General features: G+C 58.5%; 13 protein-coding genes. 10 read left to right on the top strand and 3 right to left on the bottom strand.

All coding sequences use genetic code 11. The features are described from left to right. Positions 1-7: 7 nt before the first annotated feature. The 10 genes from C5P05_RS04200 (at position 8) to C5P05_RS04155 (ending at position 13873) form a co-directional block, all read left to right on the top strand. Complete coding sequence (locus tag C5P05_RS04200) at positions 8-799, top strand: peptidylprolyl isomerase (RefSeq protein WP_114968603.1); 792 nt, start codon at positions 8-10, stop codon at positions 797-799. A 22-nt stretch (positions 800-821) separates the two neighbouring features. Further along, positions 822-1544 carry a carbonic anhydrase gene (locus tag C5P05_RS04195; protein ID WP_114968602.1) on the top strand — a complete coding sequence of 241 codons (723 nt, stop codon included), beginning with the start codon at positions 822-824 and terminating at the stop codon, positions 1542-1544. A 2-nt stretch (positions 1545-1546) separates the two neighbouring features. Continuing rightward, positions 1547-2245 (top strand): Crp/Fnr family transcriptional regulator, encoded by a 699-nt coding sequence (locus tag C5P05_RS04190; protein WP_114968636.1) that lies wholly within the window; start codon positions 1547-1549, stop codon positions 2243-2245. A gap of 105 nt (positions 2246-2350) precedes the next feature. Further along, a complete protein-coding gene (locus C5P05_RS04185; protein ID WP_114968601.1) occupies positions 2351-2788 on the top strand; it encodes a c-type cytochrome in 438 nt (145 codons plus the stop codon). A 36-nt stretch (positions 2789-2824) separates the two neighbouring features. Beyond that, positions 2825-4258: a cbb3-type cytochrome c oxidase subunit I gene (locus C5P05_RS04180; RefSeq protein WP_114968600.1), complete on the top strand. Its 1434-nt coding sequence runs from the start codon at positions 2825-2827 to the stop codon at positions 4256-4258. 13 nt (positions 4259-4271) lie between these two features. Further along, on the top strand, positions 4272-5069 hold the full coding sequence (locus tag C5P05_RS04175) for a CbbQ/NirQ/NorQ/GpvN family protein (protein WP_114968599.1): 798 nt from the start codon (positions 4272-4274) through the stop codon (positions 5067-5069). Between the two features lie 175 nt (positions 5070-5244). Further along, on the top strand, positions 5245-6057 hold the full coding sequence (locus C5P05_RS04170) for a 4Fe-4S binding protein (RefSeq protein ID WP_232834336.1): 813 nt from the start codon (positions 5245-5247) through the stop codon (positions 6055-6057). Beyond that, entirely contained in the window at positions 6057-7889 is a 1833-nt protein-coding gene (locus C5P05_RS04165) for a nitric oxide reductase activation protein NorD (RefSeq protein WP_114968597.1), read from the top strand. Before C5P05_RS04170 ends, C5P05_RS04165 begins: the two co-directional genes overlap by 1 nt. 102 nt (positions 7890-7991) lie before the next feature. Continuing rightward, a complete protein-coding gene (locus C5P05_RS04160) occupies positions 7992-8690 on the top strand; it encodes a Crp/Fnr family transcriptional regulator (protein ID WP_114968596.1) in 699 nt (232 codons plus the stop codon). Positions 8691-8947: 257 nt separating this feature from the next. Continuing rightward, entirely contained in the window at positions 8948-13873 is a 4926-nt protein-coding gene (locus C5P05_RS04155) for a PAS domain-containing protein (protein WP_114968595.1), read from the top strand. Between the two features lie 119 nt (positions 13874-13992). On the opposite strand, the gene C5P05_RS04150 is transcribed toward C5P05_RS04155, so the two are convergent. Genes C5P05_RS04150 through C5P05_RS04140 form a run of 3 tightly spaced genes read right to left on the bottom strand, consistent with a single transcriptional unit; the run spans position 13993 to position 17239 of the window. Then, positions 13993-15513 carry a cytochrome D1 domain-containing protein gene (locus C5P05_RS04150; protein WP_232834335.1) on the bottom strand — a complete coding sequence of 507 codons (1521 nt, stop codon included), beginning with the start codon at positions 15511-15513 and terminating at the stop codon, positions 13993-13995. Further along, a complete protein-coding gene (gene nirJ, locus C5P05_RS04145) occupies positions 15510-16715 on the bottom strand; it encodes a heme d1 biosynthesis radical SAM protein NirJ (RefSeq protein WP_114968594.1) in 1206 nt (401 codons plus the stop codon). The genes C5P05_RS04150 and nirJ overlap by 4 nt, the downstream gene beginning before the upstream one ends. 8 nt (positions 16716-16723) lie before the next feature. Further along, positions 16724-17239, bottom strand: coding sequence for an AsnC family transcriptional regulator (locus tag C5P05_RS04140; RefSeq protein WP_114968593.1), 516 nt, complete (start codon positions 17237-17239; stop codon positions 16724-16726). Positions 17240-17247 lie beyond the last annotated feature (8 nt).

Genomic DNA, 17247 nt, shown 5'->3' with positions numbered 1-17247 from the left:
TCAGACCATGCAAACCACAACGCCCCTCCAATTGGAAATTGCCCGCATCAACGGCATAGCACTCCATACCCCGGACGAGACACTGTCCGCCGATGAGCTGCGCCAGCGCGCGTGCTCAGAGCTGCTGCGCCAGGCCGCAGTCGCCAAGGGCTTGTTGTCGGGCAATGATGTCGCCACCACCGACGGCGTGCTCAGCGAAGAGGCTTCCAGTGCCGTTGAAGCCCTGCTGGAGCAGAGCCTGGCGATTCCTGAGCCGTCCGAGGAAGCGTGCCGGCGCCACCACGCCGCACACCAAGCCACCTATAGCACCGGCGAACGGGTGAATGTGCGCCACATTCTGTTCGCGGTGACCCAAGGCGTTGATGTGGTGGCCCTGCGCAACCGCGCCGAAACCACCTTGCTCGATGTGCGCTGCCATGACGGCAATAACGCCGAAGACCGATTTGCCAAGGCGGCCACCACCCAATCCAACTGCCCGAGCGGGGCCGAAGGCGGCAGCCTGGGTTGGCTGACAGTCGCAGACTGCGCCCCTGAGTTCGCCAAGGAACTGTTTGGCCATGCCGAGGTCGGCGTGCTGCCCCGTCTGGTGCATAGCCGCTTTGGTTTGCATGTGGTTGAAGTGCTGCAGCGTGAGCCCGGCGTTGAACAGTCTTTTGAGACGGTACGTGGGGCCGTGGCCATGTCACTGCGGCAGAAAACCTATGTGACCGCCTTGCGCCAGTACCTGAGCCTGTTGGCCGGTGAAGCCGCCCTCGTGGGAGTCGATCTCGACGCCGCTGACTCTCCTTTGGTTCAGTAGAAAAATTAAGCCGTAAATCCCCGTGCCTGATGAACTGCTAGCGCGCCTGCGCCGCTTCCACGACCACACCTTTCCGGGGGTGCAAGAGCAGTTTCAAAATCTGGTCAAAGAGGGGCAACATCCAACGATTCTGTTCATCGGATGCTCTGACTCTCGCCTGGTTCCCTACTTGTTGACGGGTACCGGGCCGGGGGAGCTTTTCATTGTGCGCAATGTCGGCGCCTTCGTGCCGCCGTATGACGGCTCAGCCGGCTACCACGGCACCTCTGCGGCCATCGAATTTGCCGTCTTGAACCTCAAGGTCTCCCGCATCGTGGTGTGCGGCCACAGCCATTGCGGCGGCATCCGCGCGCTGTATGAGGAAGTCGATCCGCGGGCCCAGAACCTGACGGCCTGGCTGGAATTGGGTCGTGAAGCGGCCCTGCCCGTGCAGGTCACACCCGAGGCGCTACGCCGCACCGAGCAGCGAGCCGTGGTGTTGCAGCTGGAGCGGCTCATGGGCTACCCGATGGTGCGCGAACAAGTGGAGGCAAAACAGCTCGCATTGCACGGCTGGCATTACGTCATTGAGGAGGGCGAGGTGCACGTGTTCGATGTCAAAAGCGGGGAATTCATTCCGGCGTCCACCGCCTCTCACAGCGGTACCGGACCTTATCAGGAGAACGAGGATTCCATGGACAGTCCCGTGTTCAATGAGATTGATGAGAGTTATCTAGTTCAACCTAAACAGGGCAAACCAAAATGAAAATGGACGTCGCACAGTTTGACATGTCGCGTTACTTGTCGGTTCTTCCCCTGTTCAGCGATCTGACGACGCTTGAGAGAGAAAATGTCGCGGAGAGTTGCCAACTTCGCCGTCTTTCCCGTGGAGATATGGTGTTTCGAGTCGGCGAAGCCTGCGAGTCGTTTCAAGTCCTTATTTTGGGACAAGTCAAGCTTTATGTAACATCCGCATCCGGCCAGGAAAAGGTTATTGACCTCATTGGTCCTGGTCACAGTTTTTCAGAATCCATGATGTTTCTGAACAAGCCCTACATGCTCGACGCCCAAGCCTTGACAGACACTTTGCTCATGGAAGTCAGCAAGCAAGCCGTCTTTGGGGAAATCCAACGAGATCCTCGATTCTCCATGCACATGCTAGCAGGAATCGCCCGTCATCTGCACAGGCTCCTTCGCGACGTAGAGGGTTATGCCTTGCAAAGCGGAATGCAGAGACTGATCGACTATTTGCTACGCGATGTCCCGACGGGAAACATGGTCAACAGGGGCGTTATCACGGTGTCCTTGCCTGTTAGCAAGGCAACAATCGCCTCCCGGCTTTCCCTCACCCCTGAATACTTCTCCCGCGTGCTGCATGAACTTGAAGCCGAACGCCTGATCGAGATCGACAAGCGGGAGATCCGCATTCTCGATGCCGAACGACTCGCCAGCTACGGAGCGCACTGACGTCAAATAAAACCCGATTTGGGTCAATTCTTGAACCGGGTCAAGGACTGAATTTCGAGCAACCCGTACTCTACAACGCGTTACAAATTTCAGGAGTTCCACAATATGAATCAGGTTAAATCCAGCGGGTTCACCAAGCAGATGGCCCGCAACATGTTTTACGGAGGGTCGGTATTTTTCATCTTCGTGTTTGCGGCCCTCATATTTGACAGCGAGCGGAAAATCCCCAAACGCTCCAACGCCGAGGCCATCACCGAATCGGTGGTCAAGGGCAAGAAAATTTGGGAAACGCGCAACTGCATTGGCTGCCACACCCTCTTGGGCGAAGGCGCCTATTTCGCACCCGAACTCGGCAACGTTTACAAACGTCGAGGCCCCGATTTCATCAAGGCATGGATTGCGTCGCAGCCCACGCATGTCGAGGGACGTCGCCAGATGCCTCAATTCAACTTCACCGAGGCGCAGATGAATGACCTGGTGGAGTTCTTGCGTTGGACGGGCAACGTGAACACCGAAAACTGGCCCCCAAATATCGAAGGTTAAACGTTGTAGCACGTCTAAACGAACAAGGTAACTCACATGCAAGCGACAACACTCAAGTACAAATCACAGGCCGTCGCGAAGTATTACTTCGTGGCCGCCTTGATTCTTTTCACGGCCCAAATCCTGTTTGGCATCACGCTCGGTCTGCAGTACGTCATCGGCGATCTGCTGTTTCCCTACATCCCCTTCAACCAGGCCCGGATGGTGCATACCAATCTGCTGATCGTCTGGCTTTTGTTCGGCTTTATGGGGTCCGCCTACTACCTCGTTCCCGAGGAGTCTGAAACCGAGCTGTACAGCACCAAGCTGGCCATGGTGCTGTTTTGGGTTTTTCTCGCTGCGGGCGCACTCACCATCGTGGGCTACCTCGTAGTTCCCTACGCCAAGCTGGCGGAGCTGACCGGTAACGAATTGCTGGCCACCATGGGTCGGGAGTTCCTGGAGCAACCCTTACCCACCAAGCTGGGCATTGTGGTCGTTTGCCTGGCCTTTCTGTTCAACATCAGCATGACCGTGCTGAAGGGCCGCAAGACCAGTATTTCTCTGGTGCTGTTGATGGGTCTGTGGGGCCTGGCGCTGATGTTCCTGTTCAGCTTTGTCAACCCGGAAAATCTGGTGCGCGACAAAATGTACTGGTGGTTTGTGGTGCACTTGTGGGTTGAAGGCACTTGGGAGTTGATTCTTGGCGCCTTGCTGGCCTTCGTGCTGATCAAGACCACGGGCGTTGACCGTGAAGTGATCGACAAATGGTTGTACGTCATCATCGCCATGGCGCTGATCACGGGCATTCTGGGTACCGGTCACCACTTTTTCTTCATCGGCCTGCCGGGCTACTGGTTGTGGGTGGGCAGTATCTTCTCTGCCATGGAGCCCATCCCGTTCTTCATGATGACCGTGTTTGCCTTCAACATGGTTCAGCGTCGCCGTCTCAATCACCCCAACCAGGCTGCATTGCTTTGGGCCGTCGGTTGCTCGGTGGTCGGCTTCCTGGGCGCGGGTTTGTGGGGTTTCATGCACACGCTCAGTCCCATCAATTACTACACACACGGCACTCAAATCACGGCAGCACACGGTCACCTCGCGTTTTACGGCGCCTATGTGATGGTGGTTCTGGCCATGATCAGCTACGCCATGCCCACACTGCGTGGACGCGCGGCCAATAGCCGCCGGGCACAGAACTTCGAAATGTGGGCATTCTGGATCATGACCATCGGCATGGGTGTCATGGTGCTGTCCCTCACCGGCGCAGGCATATTGCAAGTCTGGCTGCAACGCATGCCCAAAGAAAATGCCATGTCGTTTATGGCGACCCAGGATCAACTGGCTTTCTTCTACTGGTTGCGCATGGTGGGTGGCGTGATGTTCCTGCTTGGACTGTTTACCTATCTTTTCAGCTTCTTCGCCAAGCCAGGTACCGATGAGGACAAGGTCAGCCTTGCAGCGGCAGGCCTGATCCCGGCTCGCGCTTGAACCATCCCAGGAGATGCAGCAGATGGCAACGATTCCGTTCTACGCAAAACAGGGAGGCGAATGCGAGCTCTTTGAACACGCTTGGAAAAAACAGTTGCCTCTGCTCATCAAAGGTCCTACGGGTTGCGGAAAAACCCGCTTTGTGGAGCACATGGCCGCCAGACTGGAACGGCCCCTCATCACCGTCTCGTGCCATGATGACCTCAGCGCGGCCGACCTTGTCGGTCGCTTTTTGATTGGTAATGGCAACACCGTCTGGTCCGACGGCCCGCTGGCCCGTGCCGTGCGAAACGGCGCGATCTGCTACCTTGACGAAGTGGTCGAAGCACGCAAAGACACCACGGTTGTTTTGCACCCGCTGGCCGATGACCGGCGCATATTGCCGATTGAACGCACCGGTGAACAACTCGCGGCACCGCCCGAATTCATGCTGGTGATTTCCTACAATCCGGGCTACCAAAACTTGCTCAAAGGGCTCAAGCCCAGCACCCGGCAACGCTTTCTCGCGCTCAACATGGCTTACCCGGTTGCGGAAGTCGAGCAGGCGATTGTTCAGGCTGAAACCGGTGTTTCCACGCAATGTGCCAAGCAACTGGTTCAACTGGCCAGATCGTTCAGATGCCTGACCGAATTCGATCTTGAAGAAACCGCCAGTACCCGACTGCTTGTTTCCGCTGCTCATCTCGTGACCTCGGGTTTATCCCTGCGACTGGCTTGCCAGGCAGCCATTGTTGACGCCCTGACGGACGACGCTGCCACGGCCGAAGCCCTGGGTGAGGTTGTCCGCGCCGTGGTTGGCGATGCCCCCTGACCTCTCAGCGCAGAAATCCGCCCTGGCCACTTCAACCCAGGTCAAATCCGGCCTTGGGCGCCTTCAGAAATTTCGCAATGCAACGCAGGGAGGATTCTTCCTCCTGTTCCTTCTCGCGCCCGCACTCAACTTGCTTCGTTTCGATCTGTATGAGGCGCAACTGTGGTTACTCGGCATGCGTTGGTCCCTCGGCATCGATGCGTTTACGCGGGGCGAAATCAATGCCACGCAAGTGGGTATCAGCATCATCCTGCGTGCTTTTTTGCCCGCTCTTATCTTGATCGTGGTCTTTCTGGGTTTGGCCTATCGCTATGGCCGGCTTTATTGCGGCTGGTTATGCCCCCATTTTTCCGTGGTGGAGACGCTCAACAATCTGCTGCATCGGGCCTGCGGAAAACTCAGCCTGTGGGACCGCAGCATCACCCCACGCGCCCATACACAACCCAATGGGCGCTGGTGGCCCTTGTTTGCCTTGAGTTGCGCGTTAATGGGGTTCCTGTGGGCCATCACACTTCTGACGTATTTGCTGCCGCCAAGCGTCATATGGAGCAATCTTCTCCATGGCACGCTAACCGCTAACCAGGCGCGTTTCATCGTGATTGGCAGCCTGGTGTTTACCGCCGAGTTTGCCTTTGCGAGACATTTGTTCTGTCGATTTGGCTGTGCCGTTGGCTTGTTTCAAAGCTTGGCCTGGATGGCCAACCCACGCGGCTTGGTGGTAACGTTTGCACGCGAGCGCGCACGGGATTGCAGAACGTGCGACGAACCCCGAGGGTCGGCGTGTGACAACGCCTGTCCGATGCGGCTCAACCCTCGCAATATCAAGCGCAAGATGTTCTCCTGTGTCCAGTGTGGCCAGTGTTTGGATGCTTGCAACACCTCGCAGCAAGCCCAGTCACGCGAACCGACCCTGGTCTGGCATGTGGGCGCTGAGGCCCTGCGCGAAACCCTGCGCCAGCGTCGCAAAGACCCATCGGAGCATTCCTGATGGAAGAGATGGTGGGCCGTTGGTGGCACAAGGCCGTGACGCATCTGGCACAGCGTGACAACTCCGAGTCCGTTGTCCATCTCAAGGATGTTCAGAAATCCATTGGTGTTCTGTTTCGGGCTGCGGGTGGATCGGCGGCCTTGCGTCTGGCGCCCGCGTCCAGGCAGCGCATTGGCGGTCCAAGGACCTGGTTGCAGAAAGTAGCGGGCAGTGGCGTTCGGGCTGACACGGCCCAGCTTGAGCCCGATGTACTTGCCTTGCCGGCGTCGCTTTCGGTGTTTGACAATCGGACCCTGAACCGGGACTTGTACCTCTGGTTGGCCATTCAATCGGCTTCTTTCGAACACACCGGCAACTGGGTATCTGACAACTGCCAGGCCAGCCGACAAGGATTGCGCAACTTCCCGGGCTTTGCCAGCCGATACCAACAATTGCTGAGCGCACATCTTTCGCTGCGCATCCACCCTTCCCTTTTGCGAGGCACAAGCGCCCTGGCAGAAACCACCCTTCAAGCGGCCCTGCGAGGCGATGAGGCCATCGCATGCGAACTCAAGTCATCTGACGTCGCACCGGTATGGCTTTGGCTCGGCGCCAGCGACATATTGGCCTGCATCACGACACGCAGCGCCGGCGCGAATGACCCGACCGACGCCGCGCGCCCCAACGCGGCCGAGGACAAGCAACGCCGGCGCACCCAGCGCACACAAGAGGGGCAGGAACGCAACGCCATGGTCTTGCCTTTTCGGGGCGAAGCGCTGATGTCGTGGAATGAGATGGTGCGCGTCAACCGGAGCACGGACGACGAGGGCGATGGCAACGCCGTCGCAGCGGCCAATGACATGGACAAGCTGTCGCTGGCACCCGATGGGCAAACACTCGCGTCGCGTGTCAAATTTGACCTGGATTTACCCAGTACCAGCGCCGACGACTTGCCCTTGGGGCCTGGACTGCGCCTGCCCGAATGGGACTACCGACGGGGTATCTTGCAGCCAGACCATTGCGTTGTGCAGGTCATGGAGGCTCGCGCAGGATCATCCTTTTCGCCGTCCCCTGCCCTGCGTTTGACCGCGCGCCGGGTCAGCCGGCGCCTGGAGACCCTGCGCGACGCTCCGCGGCCGCTGCATGGTCAAGACAGCGGGGACAGCATTGACATGGATGCCTGGATACGCTTTAGCGCCGATCAGATGGGACAAGGCGGCCTGCACAGCGATACGCCCCCCGTCTACACACGCCACACCCGGCGCGAACGCAGTCTGGCCACCTTGCTGCTGGCCGATTTATCGCTGTCGACTGACGCCTATGCAACATCGCAAGCCAAAATCATTGACGTCATTCGCGACGCCTTATTCGTGTTTGGTGAGGCCTTGAACGCGGTAGGCGATCCATTTGCCATGTGGGGCTTCAGCTCGGTGCGTCGTCACCACGTCAGGCTGCAGCACCTGAAAAGTTTTGACGAAACATGGAATGCCAGTACCCGCGCCCGCGTGGGTGCCGTCAAACCTGGCTACTACACCCGCATGGGTGCGGCGATACGCCACGCCACGCTTCAGTTGACGAAGCGGCCGGAGCGGCGGCGTCTGTTGATGCTGCTGACGGACGGAAAGCCCAACGATCTGGATATTTATGAAGGCCGCTACGGCATTGAAGACACCCGCCATGCCATCCATGAAGCGCATGCCGCAGGCCTGTCGCCCTTTTGCGTCACCATTGATGAATCTGGCCACGACTACCTTCCGCTACTTTTTGGGCAACAAGGCTATGCACTGGTGCACCGCCCCGAAGATCTTGTCAATCGGTTGACACAGGCGTGGGCGACACTGGCAAGGCAATAGACGCGCATTTCAACGCGGCCTGGTAGAGTCTTTCCGGACTCAGCAGGGTACGCCACCTACAATTGATGACTAACCAAGAACAGAGCAGGCCGAAGAATGAAAATGGATACTGAGCAATTCGATATGCCGCGCTATTTGTCGGTGCTACCCCTGTTCAGTGACCTATCGCAACTGGAGCGAGAACGTTTGGCGCAGAGTTGCCAGTTGCGACGACTCGCCCGGGGCGATATGGTTTTTCGGGTTGGCGAGGAATGCGAGGCCTTTCATGTCGTGGTTGTGGGACAGGTCAAACTGTACGTCGCCTCACCGTCTGGCCATGAAAAAGTGATAGAACTTATCGGCCCGGGGCACAGTTTTGCGGAAGCCATGATGTTTCTCAGCATGCCTTGTATTTTGAATGCTCAAGCGCTCGCTGACACCTTGCTCTTGTGCGTCACTAAAAAGGCTGTACTGGGCGAAATCGACCGTGATCCGCGCTTCTCAATGCACATGCTCGCCGGCATTTCACGTCGGCTGCACGGACTGGTTCGTGACGTAGAGGGCTATGCATTGCAAAGCGGCATGCAACGGCTGATTGGTTACTTGCTGCGCGATGTTCAAGATGGCAACGTCAGCAATGTGGGTATCGTCACCGTTTCCTTGCCCGTCAGCAAGGCCACCATTGCCTCACGTCTGTCCCTGACCCCCGAATACTTTTCCCGAGTTCTGCATGAACTGGAAGCCGAAAGCCTGATCGAAATCGACAAGCGTGAGATTCGGATCCTTGACGTGGAACGGCTTGCCAACTACGGCTCGCATTAACAGAGCTCGGTCCACACCCGAATTCGTCGCGTTCCCTCCCCCGCTCCTGCGAGACAGGTTTCCCAGGCGCTCGATGTGTTCCCTGTCGATACGCCCTTGCGAAGGAGTCTTCGAAGTTCGTGGCGCTCAACGCATTTCTTCAGAAGTTCAAGAGTGACTGACAATGATTCTCGTCAGGTCATCCTCGCCTCTAAATGATATAAGTCTCCAATTGAATTCCCGACCCACGCGAGAGTCGTAAACCCGAATCGACATCGATGCACATACCAGCCAGCCAACCCGCCGACATCGACTCAGCAAGCTTCGAACAAAGGTTACGCCAGCGGGCTAACGAGCTTGTCAGCGGTAAGGTGGCCCTGTCGCTGGACGAGATAGCGAAGATGACGCCAGAGGATACGCAGCGACTTTTTCATGAGCTGCAGGTGCACCAGGTTGAGCTGGAGATGCAAAACGACGAACTGCGTCGGGTGCAAGACGCATTGCACACCGAGCGGGAACGCTATTTCGACTTGTATGAACTGGCCCCCGTTGGCTATTGCACTGTCAGCAAAGAGGGGCTGATTTTACAAATCAACCTCACCGCGGCCACCTTGGTGGGTATAAACAGGCGGGAGTTGGTCCGGCGGCCGATTTCCCGATTCATCTGCAAGGAAGACCGGGATATCTATTACCTGTTGTGCAAACAACTTCTGGCCACGGGTGAGCCGCAGTCAAGTGAATTGCGGATGCTCAAGAAAGACGGTACGCCATTCTGGGTGGAACTGCAGGCCACCGCGGCGCGGGATGAGACGGGCGCGCCGGTACACCGTTTCATTTTGAGCGATATGATGGCGCGCCAGAGTTTGCAGGAGGTGCGTGATGAGGCACTGAGTCGCCTGCAAAAAATCGCCAGCCGGGTGCCAGGGATGGTCTACCAATATCGGATGTATCCCGATGGCAGGTCCTGCTTCCCTTACGCCAGCGACGCCATCGTTGACTTGTTCCGCGTCACGCCGTGCGACGTGCGCGAGGATGGGGCCCCGTTACTGGCACTCCTTCACCCGGACGACTTCGACGGCGTGGTCGCTTCCATTAAAGCGTCTGCCAGGGACTTGACCCCCTGGCACCAAGAATACCGGGTGAAATTTGACGATGGCACGGTACGCTGGGTGCTTGGCACTGCGCTGGGGGAGCGGGAAGCCGATGGCGCCACGCTCTGGCACGGCTTCTGTACCGACATCACCGAGCGAAAACAAGCCGAAAAAGCATTGCGTCTGAGCGAAGCCAAAATAAAGGCGACGCTGGATGCCATTCCTGATTTGATGTTCGAGCTTGGCCTCGACGGTCGATACCACGACGTGCATAGCCCACATAAGGAGTTATTGGTAGCCCCAGCGCAAGGCTTGATTGGCCTGTGTGTTCCGGACGTGCTGCAAGCCGATGCCTCGAAAGTCGTGATGGCCGCGCTGCAGGAAGCGAATGAAAAAGGTTACTCCAATGGTCAGCAATTTGCATTGAACCTGGCGCAAGGCGAAATGTGGTTCGAGCTTTCGATTGCCCGCAAAGCAACCGAGCCAGGTGACGAGCGTCGTTTTATTGTGCTCTCAAGGGACATCACCGCCCGCAAAGTAGCTGTGGAAGCGCTCGACCAGCATCGCCGTGAACTCGAACTTCTCGTCACAGCGCGCACCGCCGAACTGACCATCGCACTCAACGACAGCACGTTGTCACGCGAAGAGCTGCTACGCAGTCAGTTGATGCTGGACCAGGCCACACACCTGGCCCAGCTCGGTGCGTGGTCGATGGACCTGATTGACCTTGAGGACTTCAGCAAAAATCCGTCCGCCTGGTCGCTGGAAATGTTCCGGCTACTGGATTACAAGCCGCAGGACGTTCCAGTACTCAGACCGGAGGTCTTCTTTGCACGGGTGCATCCGCAGGACCGGCAGCGCGTCATCGACATGGCCATGCAGGCCCTGGCGCAGCGTCGCGCCTGGCAAACCGAATACCGACTTGTCTGGGCGGACGGCAGTGAACATTTGGTGGTGCAGACGGGCGAGTTCATTTTTGATGCCAGCGGAAAGCCCAAGTCCATGCATGGCGCTGTGAAGGACATCACGCAACAAAGACAACTGGAAACCCAGCTTCGCGACAGCGAGGCACGGCTGCAGATGGCCTTGAAAGGCGCCGGCGCCGGCAGCTTTGAGTGGAATATCGAAACCGGCGCCACCATCTGGTCGAAAGAAGCCTGGGTACTCAACGGTTTAGCGCCACACAGTGAGCCGGTGAGTTACGAGACCTGGCGCCAGACCGTGCACCCCAGTGACTTGGCCCGCGTGGAGCGAACCACGGAAGCCGCGCTGTCGCGTCGAGCCGAAATCGAGGTTGAATGGCAGGTCAATTTACCCACTGGCACGGCCCCGCGCTGGCTGATGAGCCGGGCGCAGCCCCTGCCGGAGGAAGATGGTCGGATTGTTCGCTACCGCGGCATCATCATCGACATCAGCAAGCGCAGGCAGGCCGAACTCGCGCTGGAACTGTACCGCGACCATCTGGAAGAGCGGGTTGCCCAACGCACCGCAGAGCTCGTGGGCGCCGAGGCCGAACAGCATCGCCTCAACCGCGCCCTGCGCCTGCGCAGTGATTGCAACACGGCCGTGATTCACGCCTGCAACGAACGCGAACTGCTCGATGAGCTGTGCCGACTGGTGGTTGAGGTCGGTGGCTACCTGATAGCCTGGGTCGGCGTGGCAGAGCAGGATGCGGCCAAGACTGTTCGTCCGGTCGCTGCCTTCGGTGACGCGACGGATTCCCTGAAAAACAATCAAATCTCCTGGGATGGTGCGCAGGCAATCGGCCGCGGACCGACCGGCACCGCCATCAGGAACGGTTCTACCCAGGTCTGTCAGAACTGCTGGACCAACCCCCAAATGGCACCCTGGCGCGAGGCTGTCCGCCAACTAGGTTTCCAGTCGAGTGTGGCATTGCCACTCACCATAGACAAGCAGACTATTGGGTCATTGACCCTCCATTCCGCTGAACCCGAAGCCTTTGGCGCAGCAGAGGTGAAACTGCTGGAAGAGCTGGCCAGTGACATGGCCTTCGGCCTGCAGTCATTGCGTGCACGCCGACAACTTGAAATCTATCAGGGGCATCTTGAAGACCTGGTCAAACAGCGAACCCAGGAACTCCATGCCCTCAATATCGCGCTGAAGACCAAGGCGCGTGATGCTGACGCCGCCAACCTTGCCAAGGGCGCCTTCCTGGCCACCATGAGCCACGAGCTGCGCACCCCGCTCAATGCCGTCATCGGGTTGAGCGGACTGCTGGCCGACTCACCCCTGAACCGTCGCCAGCGTGACTATGCCGACAAAATCCAGTGGTCGGCGCAGGCCTTGCGAGTCTTGATTGATGACATTCTGGATTTTTCCAGGATTGAGGCCCGAGAGCTGCATCTGGAGCGTGCTCCGTTTTCCCTGAGCGCCATCCTGCGCACCACTGCGGCCGTGCTTGGTGTCGGCTTGGGCGACAAGCCTATCGAAGCATTGTTTGACGTGGCGCCAGACCTTCCCGACGCGCTGATTGGCGACGCCTTGCGGCTGCAGCAGATACTGTTGAATCTGACCAGCAATGCCGTCAAGTTCACGAGTACTGGCGAAATTGTTGTCGCGGTGCGCTGTCTCACCCCGGCAGACACCTCGGAGGGCGCCGAAGTGACCCTGCAATTTGCGGTGCGCGATACCGGCATCGGCATCGCCTCTGAACAACTCGGGTCCATTTTTGACAGGTTCACGCAAGCCGATGACTCGACCAGCCGCCTGTATGGCGGCTCCGGCCTGGGCCTGGCCATCAGCGCCCGACTTGCCACCCTGATGGGCGGATCGATTGAGGTCGACAGCAGCGTGGGACGGGGCAGTGAGTTTCGCCTGGAAGTGCCACTGACCTTGGGGTGCAGTACGCCTCAAGCGGCACCAGCCTGCATCCCAGCTGCGGTGAGCGTTCTCATTGTTGACGACCATCCCAGGGCCCGTGACATCTTGGTGCAAACCTGTGCCGCATTTGGTTGGCAGGCAAAGGCGGTCGATTCGAGTACCGCTGGCCTGGAAGAACTGCGCATAAGTGTCCTCGAAAAGCGCGACTACGACGTGCTGTTGCTGGACTGGCGCATGCCGGGCCAGGACGGGCTGGAGATGCTGCGCCAGGCTTATGTCACGCCAGGCATCGGCCTGCCACTGGTGGTGTTGATGGCCGCCATTTCTGAACTGGAGCAGGCGGTGGCGGCCAGCGATGACCTCAGCCTGGACGCTATCGCGGTCAAGCCGCTGACACCTGGCAGTCTGCTGGAAGCGGTCACCCGGGCCTACACCGGCGAATGCGCCATGCCTCTGAGGTTGGTGGGCAAGAGCGACCGTCGCCTGTCCGGCATGCGCCTGCTGGTGGCGGAAGACAATGAGCTCAACCAAGAGGTAATTGGGCAGATGCTCACCCGCGCCGGGGCCGAGGTCGTGATGGTCGGCGACGGCGTTGCCGCACTGGCAGCACTGCGCTTGGACAGTGGGCGTTTTGATGCCGTGTTGATGGACATCCAAATGCCGCTGATGGATGGCTACACCGCCACCCGAATCATCCGCGAGGAGTTGGGCCTGCTTGATTTGCCCATCATCGCGGTCACCGCCTATGCCCGGCCTGACGACCGCGAGAAAAGCCGGCTTGCTGGCATGGTGGGGCATGTTGTCAAACCTCTTGAGGTGAAAGATTTGCTGGACCTCCTGGTCGCGGAACGCCGGGCGGTGGTGGCGCCGTCAGCAGAAAGACGAGGCGACGAACGCCAGGCGATGTCCGGTATCGTTGCACTGGCCGGACTGGATATTGACACCGCCCTGCAGGCGTTTGGCGGTGATGCCAAAAAATATGGTGCTATTTTGCGCAAATTCATTGCGCAGCACGGTGGCGACATCGAGGAAGCCCGTCGCCTGTTTGGCGTTGACGATCCGGAAAGTACCCTTCATCTGCTGCATGGACTGGGCGGCATCGCCAGCTTTCTCCAAGCCAAGGAGCTGGCCCGCCTGGCCAGCGCCGCCGAAGAGGCCGTGCGAGAGGGTCATGCCGACGCGATGCCGGGCCTGTTCGATGAGCTTCAGGCCGCCATGCGGACCGTCAAAGCGTCCTGTCTGCAATTCGAAACCTTGTATGCCGATGCTTGAACCCATCGCCAGGTACGCTGACAAGATTCAGTATAAAAACAAGCTCTAGCCCTCGTCTCATATGCGCAATAAGCTATTATTTATATAGTAAACCATAACCAAAAAAGCAGATCAACAGCTCAATGACTCGTCCCCTCCGAGCGGGTAATTTTGTTGTACACGTTGTACTTGCCCGAAGGCTTGTTCATCTTGATCCGTTTCACGACTTCCAGCGTTTTGGCGTCATAGATGACCAGCTCGCCATCGTTCTCCCAAACGCTCACCACTGCGTATTTACCATCGCGCGTGAACTCGGTGTGCGCGGCGACCTTGCCTGGGCTGGGTTTCAACTCCTTGACGAGCTCCAGCGTTTTCTTGTCAATGATCTGAATCACATCGCGATTCTTGCTGCTGTTGAACACATCCACCCAGGCATACGGTGTGCGCTCATGGCTGCGCATGAAGAAGCCAGGCCCCAGTGTCGGTATTTGCTTGATGGTTTTCCAGGATGTCATGTCAATCACCGACACCACGCCCTCTTTCAGGTTGGGCGTCGCCATCACGGTCTGGTCTTGGTAACGCCACGAGATGCCTGAGCCCAGATGCGGCAAACCCGGCAGGGCAACATCGGCAATTTTTCGTCCCACGTTCAGGTTCACGACCTGTCCTTGGCCCCCGCGCGAGGACCCAATGACGTGGTCATAGGCGGGGTCGAAAAAGAAGTCGTCCAGATAGTCATCGAGTTTGAGGCGACGCGGCGCAAACGCAGTCTTGTCCGGCATTGCTTTGTCGTCGTAACTGAGCTCCCACACTTCCGGAATGTCTTTCAAGGCCGCGATGAAGCTTTTGCGCGGTGCGGCGTCATAGACGGCCGACACGCGTGATGACTTGCCGCCATCGTCCTTGACGTCGATGACACGAATTGGCGTCAGGTCCCGCGTATCAAGCGCCACCAGCGTATGAGGAAAGTAATTAGCCACCATGGCAAAACGTCCATCGCTCGACACCGCCAGATTGCGCGTGTTGATGCCGGCCCGAATTTCGGCCACCAGCTTCAGGTTCCAGATGTCGTATTTGGCAATCCAGCCATCGCGCGAAGCGAAGTAAACGTAGCGCCCATCCGGCGAAAACTTGGGGCCACCATGCAAGGCGTAGCGGGTGGCGAAACGTGTGATCGGCTCGAACTTGTCACCATCAAGAATGGTCGCGTGATGATCACCAAGTTCCACCACCACAAACAGGTTGAGCGGATCGGCCTTGAACGCCGGCTTGTCCGGCAGGCTGCCGGTTTTGGCATATTCAACCCGGGAGGTGCGAATTTCATCCATGCCCCAAGTGGGCGTTTTCGCCAACGGTGCGTAGATCAACTCAGCCAGTGAGGTGATTTCCTGCGCCGTCAACTTGGTGCCGAAAGCAGGCATCTGCGTTGCCAGACGTCCCTCGGTGATGGTCTTGATGGCATCGGGGCGTTTCAGGCGATCCAGATTACCCGGCAGCAAGGCCGGCCCGGTGCCGCCCAAACGGTCAGCGCCGTGGCAGGAGGCGCAATGGGTTTGATACGCCGGATTGATTTCTGCATCCGCCCAGGCGATCGGCAAGACCAGACTGGACAGAATTAAGAACAGTCCAGGCATCAGCTTATTGAACAGTGGCACGCTCATTGGGCAACCCTCGCCCGCCGCACGCCAATATAAGGCTTCATGGGAACCCGCTCGCGTTCGCCAACCAGCCCGATTTCTTCATCCGATAAATAGCAGGCTGGGTCTTCTTGCCAGGCATCGCCGGTTAATTGCAAGGCGCGAACCCGCGTGTTGCCACCGCAGACATCGAAATAATTGCAGTCACCGCAGCGGCCTTTGATGCTGCGCGGCACCGCTTTGAGCCCGGCCATCAGGGGGTCAGAGGTATCGCGCCAGATATCGGAGAAGGCGCGCTCGCGCACATTGCCCAGATTGTGATGCCACCAGAAGGTGTCGGGGTGCACATTGCCCAAGTTGTCGATGTTGGCGACATTGACGCCCGAGGAGTTGCCGCCCCACTGCGACAGCTTGGCACGCAGCGCCGCTTCGCGCTCGGGGAAATGGCGGCGCACCCAGTGCAGCAAATACACACCGTCGGCGTCGTTGTTACCAGTGACGAATTCCTTATTCACGCCGGCCTCGATCTGTTTCCAGCAGGTGTCGAACAACAAGTCCATCGCCTTGCGGGTGGTCTCCAGAAACGCATCGCGGCCGCGATTAGTGTTGCCGCGCCCGGCGTAGTTGAGGTGCGACAGGTAGAACTTGTCGATGCCTTCATCATCCACCAGTTGCAGCAGCGCAGGCAGGTCGTGCGCGTTGTCTTGCGTCAGCGTGAAGCGCACGCCGATCTTGATGCCCGCATCGCGGCACAGCTTGACACCATGCAGCGAGGCGTCAAACGCGCCTTGCTTGCGGCGGAAAACGTCATGGGTTTCACGGATGCCGTCCAGGCTGATGCCGACGTAATCAAAACCGATGGCGGCGATGCGTTCTATATTCGCCTCGTCAATCAGGGTGCCGTTGGTGGACAGGCCGACGTAAAAGCCTTTCTCTTTGGCTCGGCGGGCAATGTCGTATATATCCTCGCGCAAGAGCGGCTCACCGCCCGAAAGAATCAGCACCGGCACGCCAAAATCGCGCAGGTTATCCATCACGCCATAGACTTCTTCAGTGCTCAATTCACCGGCAAAGTCCTTGTCGGCGGAGATGGAGTAGCAGTGCTTGCAGGTCAGGTTGCAACGGCGAATCAGGTTCCATATCACCACCGGGCCGGGGGGATTGCGTTTGAGGCCCAAGGGAGTGGGCTCGGCGATTTCTCGCATGTATTGGGTAATCCGAAACATGGGTTCCTTTACTCGGCTGTCTTGTGGCCGGCCAGGCGTAGCCCGGTTTTTTTCAAAATTCGGGTGCTGTACAAAATCGCGTGGCTGCGCGCCTGTTCGCCCAGAAAATCGGCAATCTGGGCCACTTGCTGCTCGACTTCATCGCGGCTCTTGCCATGCACCATGGCGAACAGGTTGTAGGGCCACTGCGGCAAACGCCGCGGTCGGCAGTAGCAGTGACTGACGAACTCAAACGCACCGACGAACTCGCCCAGCGGGTCCACCAGCTCATCAGGCACATCCCACACCGACATACCATTGGCGCGGTAGCCGATGGCGTAGTGGTTGGGCACTGCGCCCAGGCGGCGGATCACGCCGACCTCATGCAGGCGGCGCATGCGGCGCATCACGTCCTCGGGGTCAAGTTGCAGGCTGTCGGCAATGGCGTGGTAGGGCCGGGCCACCAGCGGCAGGCCGCCTTGCGTGGCCACGATGAGAGCGCGGTCGATGGCATCGACGGCCTGCTGTGTGGTGCTAGGGGTCATGGGGCGCC

The sequence above is a fragment of the Rhodoferax ferrireducens genome, from assembly GCF_003347515.1.
Lineage (GTDB): Bacteria > Pseudomonadota > Gammaproteobacteria > Burkholderiales > Burkholderiaceae_C > Rhodoferax.
This window is presented reverse-complemented; position numbering and strand designations above follow the sequence as displayed.